This is a genomic window from Streptosporangium sp. NPDC000239 (assembly GCF_040300765.1).
GTDB lineage: Bacteria > Actinomycetota > Actinomycetes > Streptosporangiales > Streptosporangiaceae > Streptosporangium.
In genome coordinates this window covers 142,809-158,108 of record NZ_JBEPEI010000015.1, presented here as the reverse complement: position 1 = coordinate 158,108, position 15,300 = coordinate 142,809, and the positions used below count along the sequence as shown (strand labels likewise).

The following is a 15,300-nucleotide window of genomic DNA, read 5'->3' as shown; positions in this document are numbered from 1 at the left end:
AGTGGGTCTGACTGTGCTGTTTGTACGGTGGTGCCTGAGGTGCCTGTCCATCCGGTGCCGTAGCTCCAGATGTATCCCGTGCCTTGTGCGGGTACGGAGGGGTCGTGCTCCACCTGGACGCTCAGTCCGACTTTGCGGCCGTCGGGGTCGGTGACCTTGGCCTCGAACGCCGGTGTCGGTGATGAGATCACGGTCAGTCCACCGCCCTGGTAGGTCCCGGGGGTGGCGCGCAGCGAGGTCACCGCAGGCCTGCTGACTTCTATCCTTGCCGTCTGCCATTCCGACCATGGGCCGTTCACGGCGGTGCTGCTACCGGTGTAGGTGGTGCCTCTGACGCGCCAGCGGATGAGCCAGCCGTCGGTGAGTGGGTCTGACTGTGCTGTTTGTACGGTGGTGCCTGAGGTGCCTGTCCATCCGGTGCCGTAGCTCCAGATGCGTCCCGTGCCTTGTGCGGGTACCGAGGGGTCGTGCTCCACTTCGACGCTCAGTCCGACCTTGCGGCCTTCGGGGTCGGTGACCTTGGCCTCGAACGCCGGTGTCGGTGATGAGATCACGGTCAGTCCACCGCCCTGGTAGGTCCCGGGGGTGGCGCGCAGCGAGGTCACCGAGGGTTTGCTGATGTCGACCCTTGCCGTCTGCCATCCTGACCATGGGCCGTTCACGGTGGCGCTGCCGGTGGTGTATGTGGTGCCTCTGACGCGCCAGCGGATGAGCCAGCCGTCGGTGAGTGGGTCTGACTGTGCTGTTTGTACGGTGGTGCCTGAGGTGCCTGTCCATCCGGTGCCGTAGCTCCAGATGCGTCCCGTGCCTTGTGCGGGTACCGAGGGGTCGTGCTCCACCTGGACGTCCAGCCCGACGTTACGGCCTTCGGGGTCGGTCACCTTCGCCTCGAACCACGGCCTGGGCGAGGAGAGCGTCCACAGACCCGCCCCTTGGTTGGTCCCGGGCCCGGCGTTCGGAAAGGTCACCGTGGGTTTGCTGATGTCCACTTTCGCCGTCTGCCACAGCGACCATGCGCCGTACAGACTTCCATGGTCGGCTGTCATGACCGATCCCCGGACACGCCAGCGGATCAGCCAGCCGTCCTTCAACTCGTCCGAGGGCATTTCCGCCCAGACGTAGGAGCCAGAAGGATCCGACACCCCGGTTCCGTAACTCCAGATCCGCCCCGTTCCCTGGCCTGCCGCCGAGGGATCGTGTTCCACCTCGACGCTCAGCCCGACGTTACGGCCGTCGGGGTCGGTCACCTTGGCCTCGAACCACGGCTCCAGCGACGAGAGCGTCCACAGGCCGTCGCCCTCGGTCCCCGGGCCCGCGTCCAGGGACGACACCGAGGGTTTGCTGACGTCGACCTTCGCTGTCTGCCATTCCGACCATGGTCCGTTCACGGTGGTGGCGCTACCGGTGTAGGTGGTGCCTCTGACGCGCCAGCGGATGAGCCAGCCGTCGGTGAGTGGGTCTGACTGTGCTGTTTGTACGGTGGTGCCTGAGGTGCCTGTCCATCCGGTGCCGTAGCTCCAGATGTATCCCGTGCCTTGTGCGGGTACCGAGGGGTCGTGCTCCACCTGGACGTCCAGTCCGACTTTGCGGCCGTCGGGGTCGGTGACCTTGGCCTCGAACCACGGCGTCGGTGAGGAGAGGATCCATACTCCCGAACTCTGCGTACCAGGTCCGGCTCTCAGGGCTGAAACGGTCGGTACCGACGCCGTCGCGGACGTCGTCGGAATTCGCGTTTTCCTCGCACCGGCGGTCAGCGCGCGTACGGGGGATCCAGCGGCTGGAGCGTGTCCTTTCGAGGGCGCTTGCTTCTTGAAGCCGGCACTCTGGGCATGAGTTTCCGACCGTTTCTTACCTTCGGTTTTCCTGCTTTTCTGCTCGGGTGCTTTTGACGCCCACGGCAAGGGCGGTGGGGATTTCAGCCCACCGGTGGCCGGTTCGTCCGTCATTTGATAAGGCTTCTGCACCGGTAGCGCACCCTTGGGGCGCTTCCATTTGCTCGTGGCGGGGCCACGGGCGGTCTTGAGCGGGCGCGTCGCCTCCGGGCCGACAAGATGGGGGAGTCCTCTGGCGGTTCCCGAGGACTGAACGGGAAGTTTGTCAGCTGCGCCTGAGCCTGGTGGGGCGGGAACATTCAGATGGTGCGGAACGGGGTCCGCCGCCACGGGCCGTCCCTGCAGCTGGATGAGTCCTGGGATCGCCGCGATCAGGAAGACCAGTGCCATGCGAACCATCCAGCGACCTGGCCCGGATGCTCCCATGCCGAATCTGCTGCTACGTATTACGCCGGCCTTGCGAATCCGTGCAGCCCGCATCGCCACGCCTGACCACTCCCGCCCGGTTAAGGGCATGCGGGGGAGACCGGCTTGCCCTGGTTATGGATATAAGGAGGAAATAAATATCCTCCGCCATCTAACTCGGCGAGTGATCACTTGGATAGATCGCCTGTGGGGCGACTTTTCTGATGGGATTGGCGGGTTTGTCATAACCTGGTATTCCGTCTGGTTAAATTGGTATGTTTGAGGCTTTCGTTGGCCTATGTGATGTAAGTCATACTTTTTCTTGCTACGGAGCGTGTTGCCGGGGTCGCGTTGCGGGGTCGGGGTGATCATCTGTGACCGGTCGGTCGGTGTCGCGACCGAGGGGCTCTGGCAGGCTCTGTACGGCTCACATCGAGAAAAGTTCGCGCGGAGGGAATCACATGAGCGGGTATATAGTTAGCAAAGGTAATGACTTATGCTAACGAACCCTCCCAGGAAGGACCCCGTCGCGAGCCTGCGCAGCGACGCCGGTCTGGCTTCGGCACTGCGCGTGTCGCTGGCACGCTTGAACAGACGCCTTCGCAGGCAGGCAGGGGGACACTCGTTGACCCCCACCCAGGTCGCGACGCTCGTCGCGGTGGAACGGCATTCCGGGATAACCCCCGGCGAGTTGGCCGAGCACGAGAAGGTGCAACCGCCCTCGATGACGCGCGTGATCGCCGCACTGGAAGAGCGGGGGCTGGTGTCACGCACACCGCACCCGTCCGACCGGCGGCAGGTGAGCGTGAGCGTGACCGAGCGGGGCTCGGCCCTGCTGAGGGAGGAACGCCGCCGCAAGGAGGCGTGGCTGACGCAGCGGCTGAAGGAGCTGTCACCGGAGGAGAGAGCCGTGCTCAGGCAGGCGGCTCCGATTCTGGAGAAGCTCAGCCGGAACTAGGCGACCCCGAGGAACCCAGGGCCTCGGCCGTCCGGCAGGACGCCGAGGCAGCCCCCGCGGCGACCCCCGAGGTCGCCGCTGAGACCACTCAGGAAGAGGCCGCCGGGACGGTCTCCAGGCCCTCTCCCCGCAGGCGCCTCGTCGGGGTGCTCGCCGTACCCGTGCGGAAGCTCGGCACGCGGGCCCGCCGCGGGCGGATCGCGCGGGCGGCGGCGGCCAGCGAGGTGCAGGCCGTCGAGACCGGGTCCGCGCAGGAGGTCCCCGAGACGCGGGGCGGGATGTTCCGCTCGCTGCGCGTCTACAACTACCGGCTCTTCGCCATGGGCGGCGTGGTCTCCAACGTCGGCGGCTGGATGCAGCGCACCGCGCAGGACTGGCTGGTGCTCGACCTGACGAAGGGCAGCGCCACCGCGCTCGGCGTGACCACCGCGCTGCAGTTCCTGCCGCAGCTGCTGTTCGGGCTGTGGGGCGGGATGATCGCCGACCGCTACCCGAAGCGGCCGGTGCTGATCGCCGCCCAGTCGATCATGGGTCTGCTCGCGCTCACGCTGGGCGTGCTGACCCTGACGGGGAACGCGCAGGTCTGGCACGTCTACGTGATGGCCTTCGCGCTCGGTCTCGTGCTGTGCGTCGAGGTGCCGACCAGGCAGTCGTTCGTGGTCGAGATGGTCGGCCGCAAGGACCTGCCGAACGCCATCGCGCTGAACGCCTCCAGCTTCAACCTGGCCCGCGTGGTCGGCCCCGCCCTCGCGGGTGTGCTGATCTACGCGCTCGGCGGCACCGGCCCGATCTTCGTGCTCAACGCCCTGTCCTTCCTCGCCGTGCTCGGCGGGCTGGCGCTGATGCGGACCTCGGAGCTGACCACGCCGGAACCGGTGGCCAGGGCCAAGGGGCAACTCCGTGAGGGGCTGCGCTACGTCATGGAACGCCCTGACCTGCTGTTGCCCGTCCTGCTCGTCGGGTTCGTCTCGCTGTGCGCACAGTCGTTCTCGATGTCGATAGCGCTGATGGCCCGCGAGGTCTTCGGCGCCGGTGCCTCGTCCTTCGGGCTGGCCTCCAGCATGTTCGCCGTCGGCGCGCTCGTCGGCGCCCTCATGGCGGCCCGGCGCGTACGGCCGAGCAGGAAACTGCTGATCGGCGGCGCGCTGTCGTTCGGCCTGTTCCAGGTCGTCACCGGACTGGCCCCGTGGTACCCGCTCTACCTGCTCCTGCTCGTCCCCGCGGGCGTCGCGCTGATCTCGGTCAACACGACCGCGAACACCAGCGTGCAGCTCGCGGCCTCTCCCGAGATGCGCGGCCGGGTGATGGGCATCTACGTACTGGTGTTCACCGGAGGCGCCCCGATCGGCGCCCCCGTGCTCGGCTGGATCGCCGAACTGGGCGGCCCCCGCACGGGCGTCGCGGTCGGCGGGGTCCTCACGATGCTCGGTGTCGGCGCGGCGATAATGCTGACCAAGGCGATCGGCAGGAGGTCCCGTGCGGTTGTTCGTGGGGGTGCTGCCGCCCCGGCGGGCGTGTGACGAACTGGCCCGCGCGCTGCGTCCCTTCAGGGGGGCGTGGCCCGAGCTGCGCTGGGTCGACCCCGCCAACTGGCACCTGACCCTGGCGTTCCTGGGCGAGGTGCCGCCGGAGGTGCTGCCGGAGCTGGAGACGAGGCTCGCCCGCGCCGCCTCGCGCCACGCGTCGATGACGCTGGCGCTGACCGGCGCGGGCGCCTTTCCCTCCGTCCGCCGTGCCAGGATCCTCTGGTCCGGACTGTCCGGCGCCCACCTCCCGCTCACCCGCCTGGCCGACTCCGTGGCGGCGGGGGCGCGGCGGGCGGGAGCCGTACGGGTCGACGACCGCAAGCGCTTCAGAGCGCACCTGACCCTGGCCAGGACACGCGCGGAGACCGACGTGAGCGACCTGGTCGAGGCACTCGGACCCTTCGCCGGAACCCCGTGGGAGGTGGGCACCGTGCACCTGGTGAGAAGCCACCTGGGATCCCCGGTCCGCTACGAGACACTCGCGGAGTACGCCCTGGCATCCCCGGCACCCGGTGAGCGGAGCTGAGCGCCGGAGCCTGGCTCGTTCCCGTCGCCGGCTCCTGCCCGTGGTGCCCGTGGTGCTCGTGCTTCTCGGGACCCCGCTCTTCTGAGGTCCCCGCGTGCCCGGCTCAGCACCCCTGGGAAAGGGGTGCTCCGCCCGCCATGACTAACAGCTCAGGCCCTGAATGAAGCCGTCCGCCTGGCCGACGCCGTGACCGGCGGCCCAGCCGCCGGCGTTCCACCAGTAGTCCAGGTAGAAGCCTCCGCCCGCGGGGACCAGGTAGAGGGCCGTTCGTCCGGGGGCTGAGTAGACCCACGTGTCCTGCTGCACGTGGCAGAGCATCTGCGCGTGCGCCGGCGTGACGCCGACCAGGGTGGCCGCGGCGACGGCGGCCGCGAGAGTGAGGGCGATCCGCTTCGGGGTGGAGATCATCGCGGTGCGCAAGGTGAGAGCCTCCGGGGTTCCGAAAAAGAGAGCCTGGCCAGGGCTTTTATTTAGGAAACTTTCCTGTCTGGAACATACCTGACCAGTCGCGCACGTCAAGGGATCCCGGACCGGTGATCCTTCCGGCACTCCGGGGCGTCGACCTCCCGCCGCGCTTCGCCGCCTTCTCCACGGGAATCCCGGGCCCGTGGTCCGCTACGAGACGCGTGAGGTACGCCCTGGCGGCGTCGGCACCCGGTGGGCGGAGCTAAGCTCCAGAGCGTGGACCGTCCCCGTCGCTGGCTCCTGCCCGTGGTGCTCACCCTGCTCGTACTCCTCGTGGTGATCGGCGCCCTCGTCACCTGACCTCGTGCCCTCCTACATGAGGGCCGCTAATGGCTGCCGTAGTTGATGGTGAGGATGGCCACCACCCTGTGCTCGTCGCCGTCGGACGATGTCTTGTAGCTGTCCGAGTACTGATAGTCGATGCGACCGGCGCCGCTTATCTCGTAGTGCACGGTCCTGGACCACCCTTCACCCTGCGGCTTCCCGGCCTTGCCTCGCAGGAAACAGGTCGAGGCGATCGGGTCGGACTCGCCAGGGGTCCGGCTCACGTGGTCCCAGAACTGCTGAGCGGCTTTGAGGCCCACGTTCGCCACGAGTTGTTCCCAGTGGCCGAGGAACTTGCGATGGACCAGGACCCTGTACACAGGACGCGCTTCTGGTCTGCCGCCTGGCCGCCTGGCGGGTGTGTACGGCCGGTAGGCGCTACCGCTGCCTGTCATCCACCTGTCCCGGTCTCTGAACCGTTCATGGCGTCCGGGCTCTCGGCTGGAACGTACTCATCGGAACGGTGCGCTCCCAGGAGAACCGATCGGCGTAGGGGGTCCGAGAGTTGACGCGCTGTCGCCTTCCACGCGCGAACGCACTCATCCAGGATCGCTGTGTCCTCATCGGCCTTGGCCGCGACGATGGCGTCCTGTAGTTCGGTCAGGAACTCCTCCATGTCCTCCCGGTCGAGCGACCGTAGCCATGCCAGTTCGCCGAGCTCGGACGTGCTGGGGATGCCTGTGTTTCTCCGTAGAAGAGTGCTGAGTTTGGCGTAGGCTCCGCCCCATTTGGCGAGGGCTTCGAGGCGGGACAGCGTACGCTCCGGCAGCATCACCAGACTTGTGCCGTCCGTGGCCCGTAGACGGGCGCGATCGCGCCGCGCCTCGTTGAGGAATTCCACTCGTTTGCTGCCTGTCAGGTCGGTCGCCTGGTAGATGATCTCGCTCATCGTGATGCACCTGCCTTTTGCGTACCTGCATTCATGCCCACGATCGTACCTACGATCCTACTAGGATGTCGCCTCGGAAGTGGTGGTCTGAGGTAAAGCATGGGGGAACTTCGAGTGCCCGACCGATGGCCTTTCGACGCTCAGGAGATCTATCTCTCCGACCGATCCAAGGAAACAGGTGGATGGCGGACGGTCAGCCTTGTCGTGGCCCTGCGCGAGATGCTGAAGGACGACCGGTTCAGGGGCGTGGCAACCGTGGAGAGGGCCGAGGTCTTCGAAGGGGCCGCACGAGAACTCACCCGACGAGGCCTGGATGCTGTCGCCCTGGTCCGCCATGGGCTGTACAGGGAGGTGGCCGGTGCCCTGATCGCGGGTATCGCCGCGACGAGCCTGGCCTCGGAGCGGTACGAGGGCTTCGATCATGAGTCCTGGGCGGAAGTCCTGAGGCTGCCGAACCGCATCCCGACCATCGCGGGACAGAGCCCGAGCGAAGCGGCCGACGCCTTCGGACACGTGATCGCCCCGCTTTTCCCTCAGATCATCTCCTGGATCTCAACCGCCTCGCTGCGGGACATGGTCGAGCTGAGGGCGCCCGAAACCATACGGGAGATCTCGGACAACGAGATAAATCAGTTCTTCGAGCTCCACACTCCCTATCGGTGGATGATCGACTACTTCTCCAAGACGTTCTACCGTGAGTGGACGACGGAGTCGCTCCACCTGACGCATCGCTGGCTGCAGGGATTCGAAGGACCGCCGTGCTCCCCTGAGCTGATGGATGATCGGCGGATCGATCCCGGGACTCTGGCGTTCGAGATCGCCGATCGTGCCGCTTCCAAGGATGATCGCGGATCTCACAAGGTGTCGCTCCGGAGAGTGTCACCGGCGCGCGGCAAGGAGGCGGCCGCCCTGGTGATGGGGAGCCTCGCGGGGGAGATGAGAAGGCACGCCGTGGGTCTGCTGCGCCAGGGGCGGACGAAAGAGGCGGCGGCGCTGTTCGAGTTCGGCGTGAAGGGAGCACCTGACAACGCCGAACTGTACAACGACTGGGGTTTCTGTCTTATCCCGGTGGAGCCGCACAGAGCGCTGAAGCTGCTCATCGAGGCGCAGGCGCTGGGGTACTTCTTCAAGCCCCTCAACATCTACAACCAGATGTGCTGCCTGGTTTCGCTTGGACGGCATCAAGCCGCGCTTTCCTTGGCGGCGAACAGCTGGGACTCGGTAAGGGCATGCCCACCGAGGTGCGGAAACATATGGCGCCTGGACGGGTTCTCCTGGGCGTTGGAGCACACGAAGAACGTATGTCGAGAAGTTGCCGATCTCGCCGTCTCGGTCGCCACCCGTCATGGTCGGCACGACCAGGTGAAGATCTGGAGCGAACGGATCGTCGCTCTGGGTGCCTCTTGAGGGGCGGGCGCCGACCGCCGGGGAGGGGTGAGAAACCCCTCGCCCGGGGTCAGGGGTTTCTACCAGGCGTAGTCCTCCGGGGCCGTCTTGTGGCCGGGGAAGATCTCGTTGAGGGTGGCCAGGGCCTTGTCGTCGAGGTTGATCTCCAGGGCCCTCGTGGTGCCGTCGAGCTGCTCGTGGGTGCGCGGGCCGATGATCGGGGCGGTGACGACCTTCTGGTGGAGCAGCCAGGCCAGGCCGACGTTGGCCGGGTCCTCGCCGAGCTCCTCGCAGAACGCCTCGTAGCGCTCGATCTTGGCGCGGTGCTTGTTCAGCTCCTCGACCATGCGCTCCGACGCGGAACGTCCCTTGTCGATCTTCTTGAGGATGCCGCCGAGCAGGCCGCCCGCCAGCGGGCTCCACGGGATCAGGCCCAGGCCGTAGTCCTCGCACGCGGGGATGACCTCAAGCTCGGGGGCGCGGACGATCAGGTTGTAGTGCGACTGCTCGGAGACGAGGCCGAGCGTGTTACGGCGGGCGGCGGCCTCCTGGGCCTTGGCGATGTGCCAGCCCGCGAAGTTGGACGACCCGACATACAGGATCTTGCCCTGCTGCTTCAGGACGTCCATCGCCTCCCAGAACTCCTCGAAGGGGGTGTTCCTGTCGATGTGGTGGGCCTGGTAGACGTCGATGTAGTCGGTCTGGAGCCGCTTCAGCGACGCCTCGGCCGCGCGGCGGATGTTCAGCGCGGAGAGCAGGTTCTCGTTGGGCCAGTCGCCCATCGCGCCGTAGAGCTTGGTGGCGATGACCGTCTTCTCACGACGGCCACCTCCCCGGGCGAACCACCGGCCGATGATGTTCTCGGTGATGCCCTCGCCCTGCTTCCAGCCGTAGACGTTGGCTGTGTCGAAGAAGTTGACACCCAGCTCGTGGGCGTGATCCATGATCGCGAAGGAGTCTTCCTCCGAGGTCAGGGGACCGAAGTTCATGGTGCCCAGGCAGAGGCGGCTGACCTTCAGGCCGGTACGGCCAAGCTGCGTGTATTCCATATGTCCACCCTAGGCACCTGGAGTGCGCTCCAGGCGAGACCTTGATCCGTGTCTCCCCCCGATCCGGTGCCCCACAGGGCATGATGGCGGGATGGGGAGTAGACCGGGGTATGTCGTGATTCGCGTGCTGGCCGCCGCCGTCCTGGCCGGGGCGACGCTGGCGCCGGGACTCGCGGCGGCGGACACGGACGAGGAGGGGCACCGGCTGTTCACCTTCAAGGACAGCCGGATCACCGAGTCGAGCGGGCTGGCCGTCTCGCCGACGCACCCGGACATCTACTACACCCACAACGACAGCTCCGACGGGCCGATCTTCTTCGCGGTCGGCGCGGACGGGCGCACCAGGGCGAAGTTCACCCTCCAGGGCGGGTCGGCCCGTGACTGGGAGGCGATGGCGGTCTCCAAGGACCCGAAGACCGGGCGGGGGGTGCTCTGGTTCGCCGACATCGGCGACAACTTCGACGGGGCGTGGCCCGACGTCTCGGTGTACCGGGTCCCCGAGCCGGCCACGATGCGCGACGCGGTGATCCCCGCGACGCGCTACCGGTTCAAGTACGAGGACGGCGGCCACAACGCGGAAGGGATCATGGTCAATCCGACCACCGGCCGCCTGTACGTGGTGAGCAAGGCGTTCGTCGGGGCGGTCTACGCGGCGCCGAAACGGCTGCGCACCGACAGGACCAACGTGCTGCGCAAGGTCGGCTCCGCCCCCATCATGGCCACCGACGCCGCCTACGCGCCCGACGGGTCGAGCTACGTGATCCGCACCTACTTCTCGGCGACCGTGTACCGCCCGTCGGGGGACCAGATCGCCCGGTTGTCGATGCCGCAGCTCGAACAGGCCGAGTCGATCACCTACACGCCGGACGGCAAGGCGGTGCTGACCGGCAGCGAGGGCAGGAACAGCCCTGTCTACCGGGTGCCGCTGCCCGAACGTGTCCTGCGGGAGACGGCACCCTCCCCGGCGCCGACCCCGACCGGTCAGGCCGCCCAGGCTGTGAAGCCCACGCTCGTCGCCGACGCGCGGGAGGCCGACGACCGTGAGGCGGGGGTGCCGAGCACGGCCGTGGCGCTCTGGCTGGCGGCGGCGGCCGGCGCGACCGGTCTGATCACCTTCATCGCGCGCCGCGTCCGATAAGTACCTAAACGAGATTGAGTACGGCTCCGCAAGCGGTTCGCAACCTGGGCTGGGCATCCTTCGTGTCATGCACGACCAGACAAGGCCCGGCTGCCCCGGGTGCGGCCTGCCCGTCACGGGAGCCTTCGAGCGCTGCCCGCGCTGCGCGCTGACGCTGAAAGGGCCCGCGGCGGCCGAACTGTGGCGGCTCGATGTGGAGTTGGCCGGGCTGCGGGCCAGGCAGACGACCCTGCTGGCCCGCAGGAACCACCTGCTCACCCTGCTGCGCGCGGAGAGCGCCCGCCCCGCGGCTCCGGTGGGACCCGGGGTCCCGGCGGGGCCCGCCGCTCCCGTGGGGCCCGCCGCTCCCGTGGGGCCCGCGGCTCCCGTGGGGCTCGCGGCTCCCGTGGGGCTCGCGGGGGAGGCCGCTCCCCGCAGGGACTTCTCCCCCAAGGCGGTGCAGAACCTGCTGCTCACCCTCGGCGGGCTGCTGCTGATCGTCGCGGCCGTGGTGTTCACCGTGGTCAGCTGGGGGCACATCGGCATCGGCGGACGAGCCGCCATCCTGGCCGGGGTCACCGCCCTCACCCTCGCCGCGCCGAGGTTCCTCACGAGCAGGAAACTGGACGCGACCGCAGAGACGATCGCGATGTTCGGCGTCGCGCTGCTCCTGCTGGACGGCTATGCGGCCCGGCAGGCGGGGCTGTTCGGCGCGGACGGCCCGCAGGCGCGCCACTACGCCGCCGCGCTGGTCGGACTGGTCGCGTTGTCCATGGCCGGATACTCCCGGCTGCTGCCGTTGCGGCTGCCGCTCCCCGTGGCCGTCGTGTTCGCCCAGATCCCGCTGCCGTTGCTCGCGTTCGACACGACGGCGCCGTGGTTCACCGCCTCCCTGGCGGCGGACGCCGCACTCGACGCCGCCCTCCTGCTGCTGCTCAGGACATCGGAGGGGAAGACGAAGAACGGGTGGGCGACGGCCAGGGTCTGCTTCGGAGTGACGTGGACGCTGGGCGTGCTCTACGGGCTCCTGGACTCGGTGCTGGAGTTCACCGGTGGGGGACCGGCCGTCGCCCTGGTCAGGGGCGTGCTGCTCGTCGCCCTGGCCGCCCTCGGACTCGTCGTCGCCGGACGGGCCGGACGGATCTCGCTCGGGTTCCTCACCGCCGGGTCGGCGCTCGCGCTGACCATGGGTCTGGCCGCCCCGGTCTGGCCGTCGCTGCCCTCCGGGTGGCGGGGCGTGCCGTACACCCTGGGGGCGCTCGTGGCCGTCGCGGTCGCGCTGTACCTGCCGGGCCTGAACGCGCGGATCCGGCGGGCCGGTGCCGTCTCGGCGGGGGCCGTGGCAGGGCTCACGGCGCTGCCCGTCGTGCCCTGGGTCGCCGCCGAGGTGCTCATGCCGTTCGGGCTGCTGGAGCGGGTGTGGGCGTGGCCCGCCGTCCTCGACGACGGGTGGGCCGGGCCGCTCGCCTCCGCCGCGGTCGTTCCCGCCCTGCTGGCCACGGCCCTGGCGGTCGCGGCCGTGCGGTGGCCGGTCACCGGTCCTCGCGGGGAGAGCACCCGGCGGTCGCTGGGCCTGTGCGCCGTGGTGACGGGTGCGGTCGCGGTGCTCGCCGTTCCCGGTGCCTTCGCGCTCGGCCGCCCGGCCGCCCTCGTCGTCCCGTCGGCCCTGGCCGTGGCGCTCGTGGCCCGCATGACCCTGACGGGCGGGGCGTGGTGGGCGCGGGCCCTCGCGGCGACAGCCGTACCGGTGACGCTGATCGGTGTCGTCACCGCGCTCGCCGGGCGGACCGAGACGTACGCCGCACTGGCCGTGGCGCTGGTGGCGTGGGCCGTGGCGACGGTCGCGGGCCGGGAGCCGGGGGTACGGGCCGTCGCGCTGGTCATGGCGGTGCTCTCGGCGACCGGCCTGATCTGGGCGGTCGCGGTGGGGACGGGCCTGCAGCCGGCGGCCGAGGGCCTCGCGCTCGCCCTGGCGGCCGGCTCCGTGCTCGCGGTGGCCGCCTGCCTGGTGTACGGCGCCGCCGTCACTCCGGAGGCCGCCACTTCGGAAGCCGTCGAGGAGGCGCCTTCCGACTCCGAGGAGGACGGCGCCAAGGAGGAGCCCAAGGGCGGGAGTCCGGTGGTCCGGCGTGACCCCAGGTGGGGGGCCGGGCTGGGGCTGGGGGCGACACTCGGCGCGTGCGCGGTGTCGTCGATCGCCGCTCCCCTCGCCGGGATCGTCGGCTTCTACCGGCCGTTGTTCTTCCCGTGGACGGGGCAGCGGTTCCTGCCGGCTCACCTTCCGATCCTCGTGGTGGTCGCGGCCCTGCTCACGGTCACGGCGGTCACGGTCTCCTGGCAGGTGGCGGGGCGCGGGACGGCGTCCAAGGCGGCCCTGGTCGCACTGCCGGTGCTCCTGGCGACGCTGCCGCTCTCGGTCGGTCTGCCGTACCCGGTGGAGGTCGGGCTGTTCGTCGTGGGGCTGGGGCCCGCGGCGTGGGCGGCGGCGCGTGGCCGTACCGGGTGGAGGTTCGGCGCGGTGACCGGACTGTGGACGGCGTCGCTGGCGCTCTCCTGGTCGCTCGTCGCCCAGACCGCCACGCTGGTCACGCTGCCGGTCGTGGCACTGGTCGCGGCGGCGACCGCGTTCCTCGGGCGGGAGCGGTGGGTGCGGGCAGGGGGCGCCTGTACGGCGACGCTGCTCGCCGGGGCGCAGGCGCTGGCCGTGGGCCTGGCGCTCGACTGGCCCGCGCGGACGGCGGCGTTCGGCGTGCTCGCCGTGACCTGCGTCGCGGCGGCCGTCGCGGGCCGCTTCAGAAAGGAGACGTTCGCGGCCGGGACGGAGGCGGCCGGATACGCCCTGGCCCTGGCCGGTCTGGCGCTCGCCGCCGACGGCCTCGCGACGGCCTCGCTGGCCTGCGCCGTCGCCGGGGTGATGATGACCGGTACGGCGTTGCGTCCCGACCGGCGCCGGGCGGGATACGTGGGGACGGCCCTGCTGCTCACAGCCTCCTGGCTGCGGCTGCTGGCCTCGGACATCACGGTGGTCGAGGCCTACACGGTGCCGTTCTCGCTGGTCCTGCTGGGGTTCGGCTGGTGGCGGGCGCGTGGGAGGGCCCGTTCCTCCTGGCTCTCGTACGGCCCGGCCCTCGGCTCAAGCCTGCTGCCCAGCGCGGTCGCGACGCTCAACGGGACGGGATGGGTCAGGCCGTTGCTGCTCGGCACGGTCTGCCTGGTCGTTCTGCTGGTCGGGGCGCGGGCACGGCTACAGGCTCCCGCGCTGCTCGGCGGCCTCACCCTGGCCGTCGTCGTCCTGCACGAACTCTCGCCGTGGATCGCGCGGGCCATGGTGACCGTGCCGCGCTGGGTGCCGATGGCGCTGGGCGGGCTGCTGCTCGTGGTGGTCGGCGCGACCTACGAGGCACGGCTACGGGACGTGCGCAGGCTGCGGGCGATGGTCGGCCGGATGCGTTGACCCGGCCGACCGTCGATCACCCCCCGGCGGGGGGTACGGCGAGCGCGGCCGGGGTCGTGACGGTGTCAGCGGTGGTGGCCTGGGTGATTCCGGTGGCCTCGGTGGTCTCGGTGGTCTCGGCGCGCTCGGCTGGATCGCCGGTGGTCCCGGGGGCCGAAGCGGCCGGGGCCGTGGAGGCCGGAGTCGTGGCGGTGCCAGTGGTGGCCGGGGTGGTCGAGGTCGTGGAGGCGGGAGTGGAGACGGCCGGGCCGGTCGGGGTGGAGACGGCCGGAGCGGAGACGGCGGGGGTGGCCGGGGCGGAGATGACCGCGACGATCCGGCCCTTCGTGCACGAACCGTCCCGGTCACAGGCCTTGACCGGCACCTCCCAGATCGCCGGGGCCGTCGGCCTGAGCGTCACCCGGCCCTCCGAGGTGATCGACACCTGGGGGCTCGCGGCGCCGTCCAGGAGGTAGGTGATCTCGCCGCCCTCCGGGTCGGAGGAGGAGAGGCCGCCGGTCAGTTCGCTGTTCGCCGGGCCGGTCAGCAACAGGTAGGGCGAGGTCGGCGGCACGTTTCGCACGCACGGGGGCTCGCACGAGATCTCCACCGAGTCGAGAAGATTGCCCTGGTCCGGCTGGTCGCCGGCCGTGGAGATGGAGACGAACTCGAACCGGGTGACGGTCTGGCCCGGCGGGACCGAGTACCTGCCCGTGTAGTGGCCCCACCCCGCGTTGTCGTCGGCTATGTCCGAGGTGTTCTGGCCCATGGGGACCTGGGTGACCCCGCCGATCCTGAGCTGGAGGACGTCCTCGCCCGCGGAACGCCCCCGGTGCGCGAGGTGCCAGGTCAGCGTCGCGCCGGGCACGGTCCTGACGTCCTGGGAGAGGGTGGCGGTCGCCGTACCGTTGACCTCGGCGAACTGCCTGCCCGTGTCGGGCCGTACGGAGGGCACGTCCGGGCCCCAGATCTCGATGAGACCGTCATCGGCCGAGGTGCTCCACCCGGGCAGACCGGAGCGCAGGTTGCCCTGTCCGTGCAGACTGCCGGGCTCCTCGAACCCACCGTTGACCAGCTTGCACGCGGGAGCGGACCCCGGTTCCGGGGCCGGAGCCGCTGAGCCCGGTCCCGGAACCGGGCCTGCGGCCGGAGTCGAGATGGCCGAGCCCGAGACCGACCCTGAGGCCGAATCCGAGGCGGGGACCGAGGCCGGAGTCGGGACGGGCGCCGGGGACGCCGAGGCCGGGGGGACGTCGACGGCGGCCCAGGCGGTCGCACAGGTCCATGTGGTCACGCAGAGGAGGGCGGCACTCAGGCACGCCCGGGAACGCGGTCTCTCCATCTGTTCTCCCCCGATCCGAAGGACACCTGGCCGGGGGGATCAGGCGCT

Annotated in this window: 12 protein-coding genes; 6 read left to right on the top strand and 6 right to left on the bottom strand. The window is 69.7% G+C overall.

Annotated features, from left to right (window positions below):
* On the bottom strand, window positions 1–1,964 hold a 1,964-nt coding region (locus ABT340_RS30485), incomplete at its 3' end, for a hypothetical protein (RefSeq protein WP_352014302.1).
* Window positions 1,965–2,733: 769 nt separating this feature from the next.
* On the opposite strand from ABT340_RS30485, the gene ABT340_RS30480 reads away from it, so the two are divergent.
* The 3 genes from ABT340_RS30480 to thpR are packed head-to-tail and all read left to right on the top strand — an operon-like array spanning window position 2,734 to window position 5,247.
* A complete protein-coding gene (locus ABT340_RS30480) occupies window positions 2,734–3,195 on the top strand; it encodes a MarR family winged helix-turn-helix transcriptional regulator (RefSeq protein WP_352014301.1) in 462 nt (153 codons plus the stop codon).
* Complete coding sequence (locus tag ABT340_RS30475; protein ID WP_352014300.1) at window positions 3,102–4,715, top strand: MFS transporter; 1,614 nt, start codon at window positions 3,102–3,104, stop codon at window positions 4,713–4,715. The genes ABT340_RS30480 and ABT340_RS30475 overlap by 94 nt, the downstream gene beginning before the upstream one ends.
* Window positions 4,672–5,247, top strand: a complete 576-nt coding sequence (gene thpR / locus ABT340_RS30470; RefSeq protein WP_352014299.1) for an RNA 2',3'-cyclic phosphodiesterase — start codon at window positions 4,672–4,674, stop codon at window positions 5,245–5,247. The genes ABT340_RS30475 and thpR overlap by 44 nt, the downstream gene beginning before the upstream one ends.
* Before the next feature lie 141 nt (window positions 5,248–5,388).
* Here thpR and ABT340_RS30465 read toward each other — a convergent pair whose 3' ends face one another.
* The 3 genes from ABT340_RS30465 to ABT340_RS30455 all read right to left on the bottom strand — a co-directional run bounded on the left by ABT340_RS30465 (window position 5,389) and on the right by ABT340_RS30455 (window position 6,925).
* On the bottom strand, window positions 5,389–5,667 hold the full coding sequence (locus ABT340_RS30465) for a hypothetical protein (RefSeq protein WP_352014298.1): 279 nt from the start codon (window positions 5,665–5,667) through the stop codon (window positions 5,389–5,391).
* A gap of 371 nt (window positions 5,668–6,038) precedes the next feature.
* Window positions 6,039–6,356: a hypothetical protein gene (locus ABT340_RS30460; protein WP_352014297.1), complete on the bottom strand. Its 318-nt coding sequence runs from the start codon at window positions 6,354–6,356 to the stop codon at window positions 6,039–6,041.
* 71 nt (window positions 6,357–6,427) lie between these two features.
* A complete protein-coding gene (locus ABT340_RS30455; protein WP_352014296.1) occupies window positions 6,428–6,925 on the bottom strand; it encodes a hypothetical protein in 498 nt (165 codons plus the stop codon).
* A gap of 99 nt (window positions 6,926–7,024) precedes the next feature.
* On the opposite strand from ABT340_RS30455, the gene ABT340_RS30450 reads away from it, so the two are divergent.
* Entirely contained in the window at window positions 7,025–8,332 is a 1,308-nt protein-coding gene (locus tag ABT340_RS30450) for a tetratricopeptide repeat protein (protein WP_352014295.1), read from the top strand.
* A gap of 59 nt (window positions 8,333–8,391) precedes the next feature.
* Here the strand turns inward: ABT340_RS30450 and ABT340_RS30445 are convergent, their stop codons facing one another.
* Window positions 8,392–9,360, bottom strand: coding sequence for an aldo/keto reductase (locus ABT340_RS30445; protein WP_352014294.1), 969 nt, complete (start codon window positions 9,358–9,360; stop codon window positions 8,392–8,394).
* A gap of 91 nt (window positions 9,361–9,451) precedes the next feature.
* Between ABT340_RS30445 and ABT340_RS30440 the strand changes: the two genes are divergently transcribed.
* The gene (locus ABT340_RS30440) at window positions 9,452–10,498 is read left to right on the top strand and encodes a hypothetical protein (RefSeq protein ID WP_352014293.1); all 1,047 of its coding nucleotides are present in this window, start codon (window positions 9,452–9,454) and stop codon (window positions 10,496–10,498) included.
* Between the two features lie 67 nt (window positions 10,499–10,565).
* Window positions 10,566–13,931: an SCO7613 C-terminal domain-containing membrane protein gene (locus tag ABT340_RS30435; RefSeq protein ID WP_352014292.1), complete on the top strand. Its 3,366-nt coding sequence runs from the start codon at window positions 10,566–10,568 to the stop codon at window positions 13,929–13,931.
* 16 nt (window positions 13,932–13,947) lie between these two features.
* On the opposite strand, the gene ABT340_RS30430 is transcribed toward ABT340_RS30435, so the two are convergent.
* A complete protein-coding gene (locus ABT340_RS30430; RefSeq protein WP_352014291.1) occupies window positions 13,948–15,204 on the bottom strand; it encodes a hypothetical protein in 1,257 nt (418 codons plus the stop codon).
* Window positions 15,205–15,300: the final 96 nt, after the last annotated feature.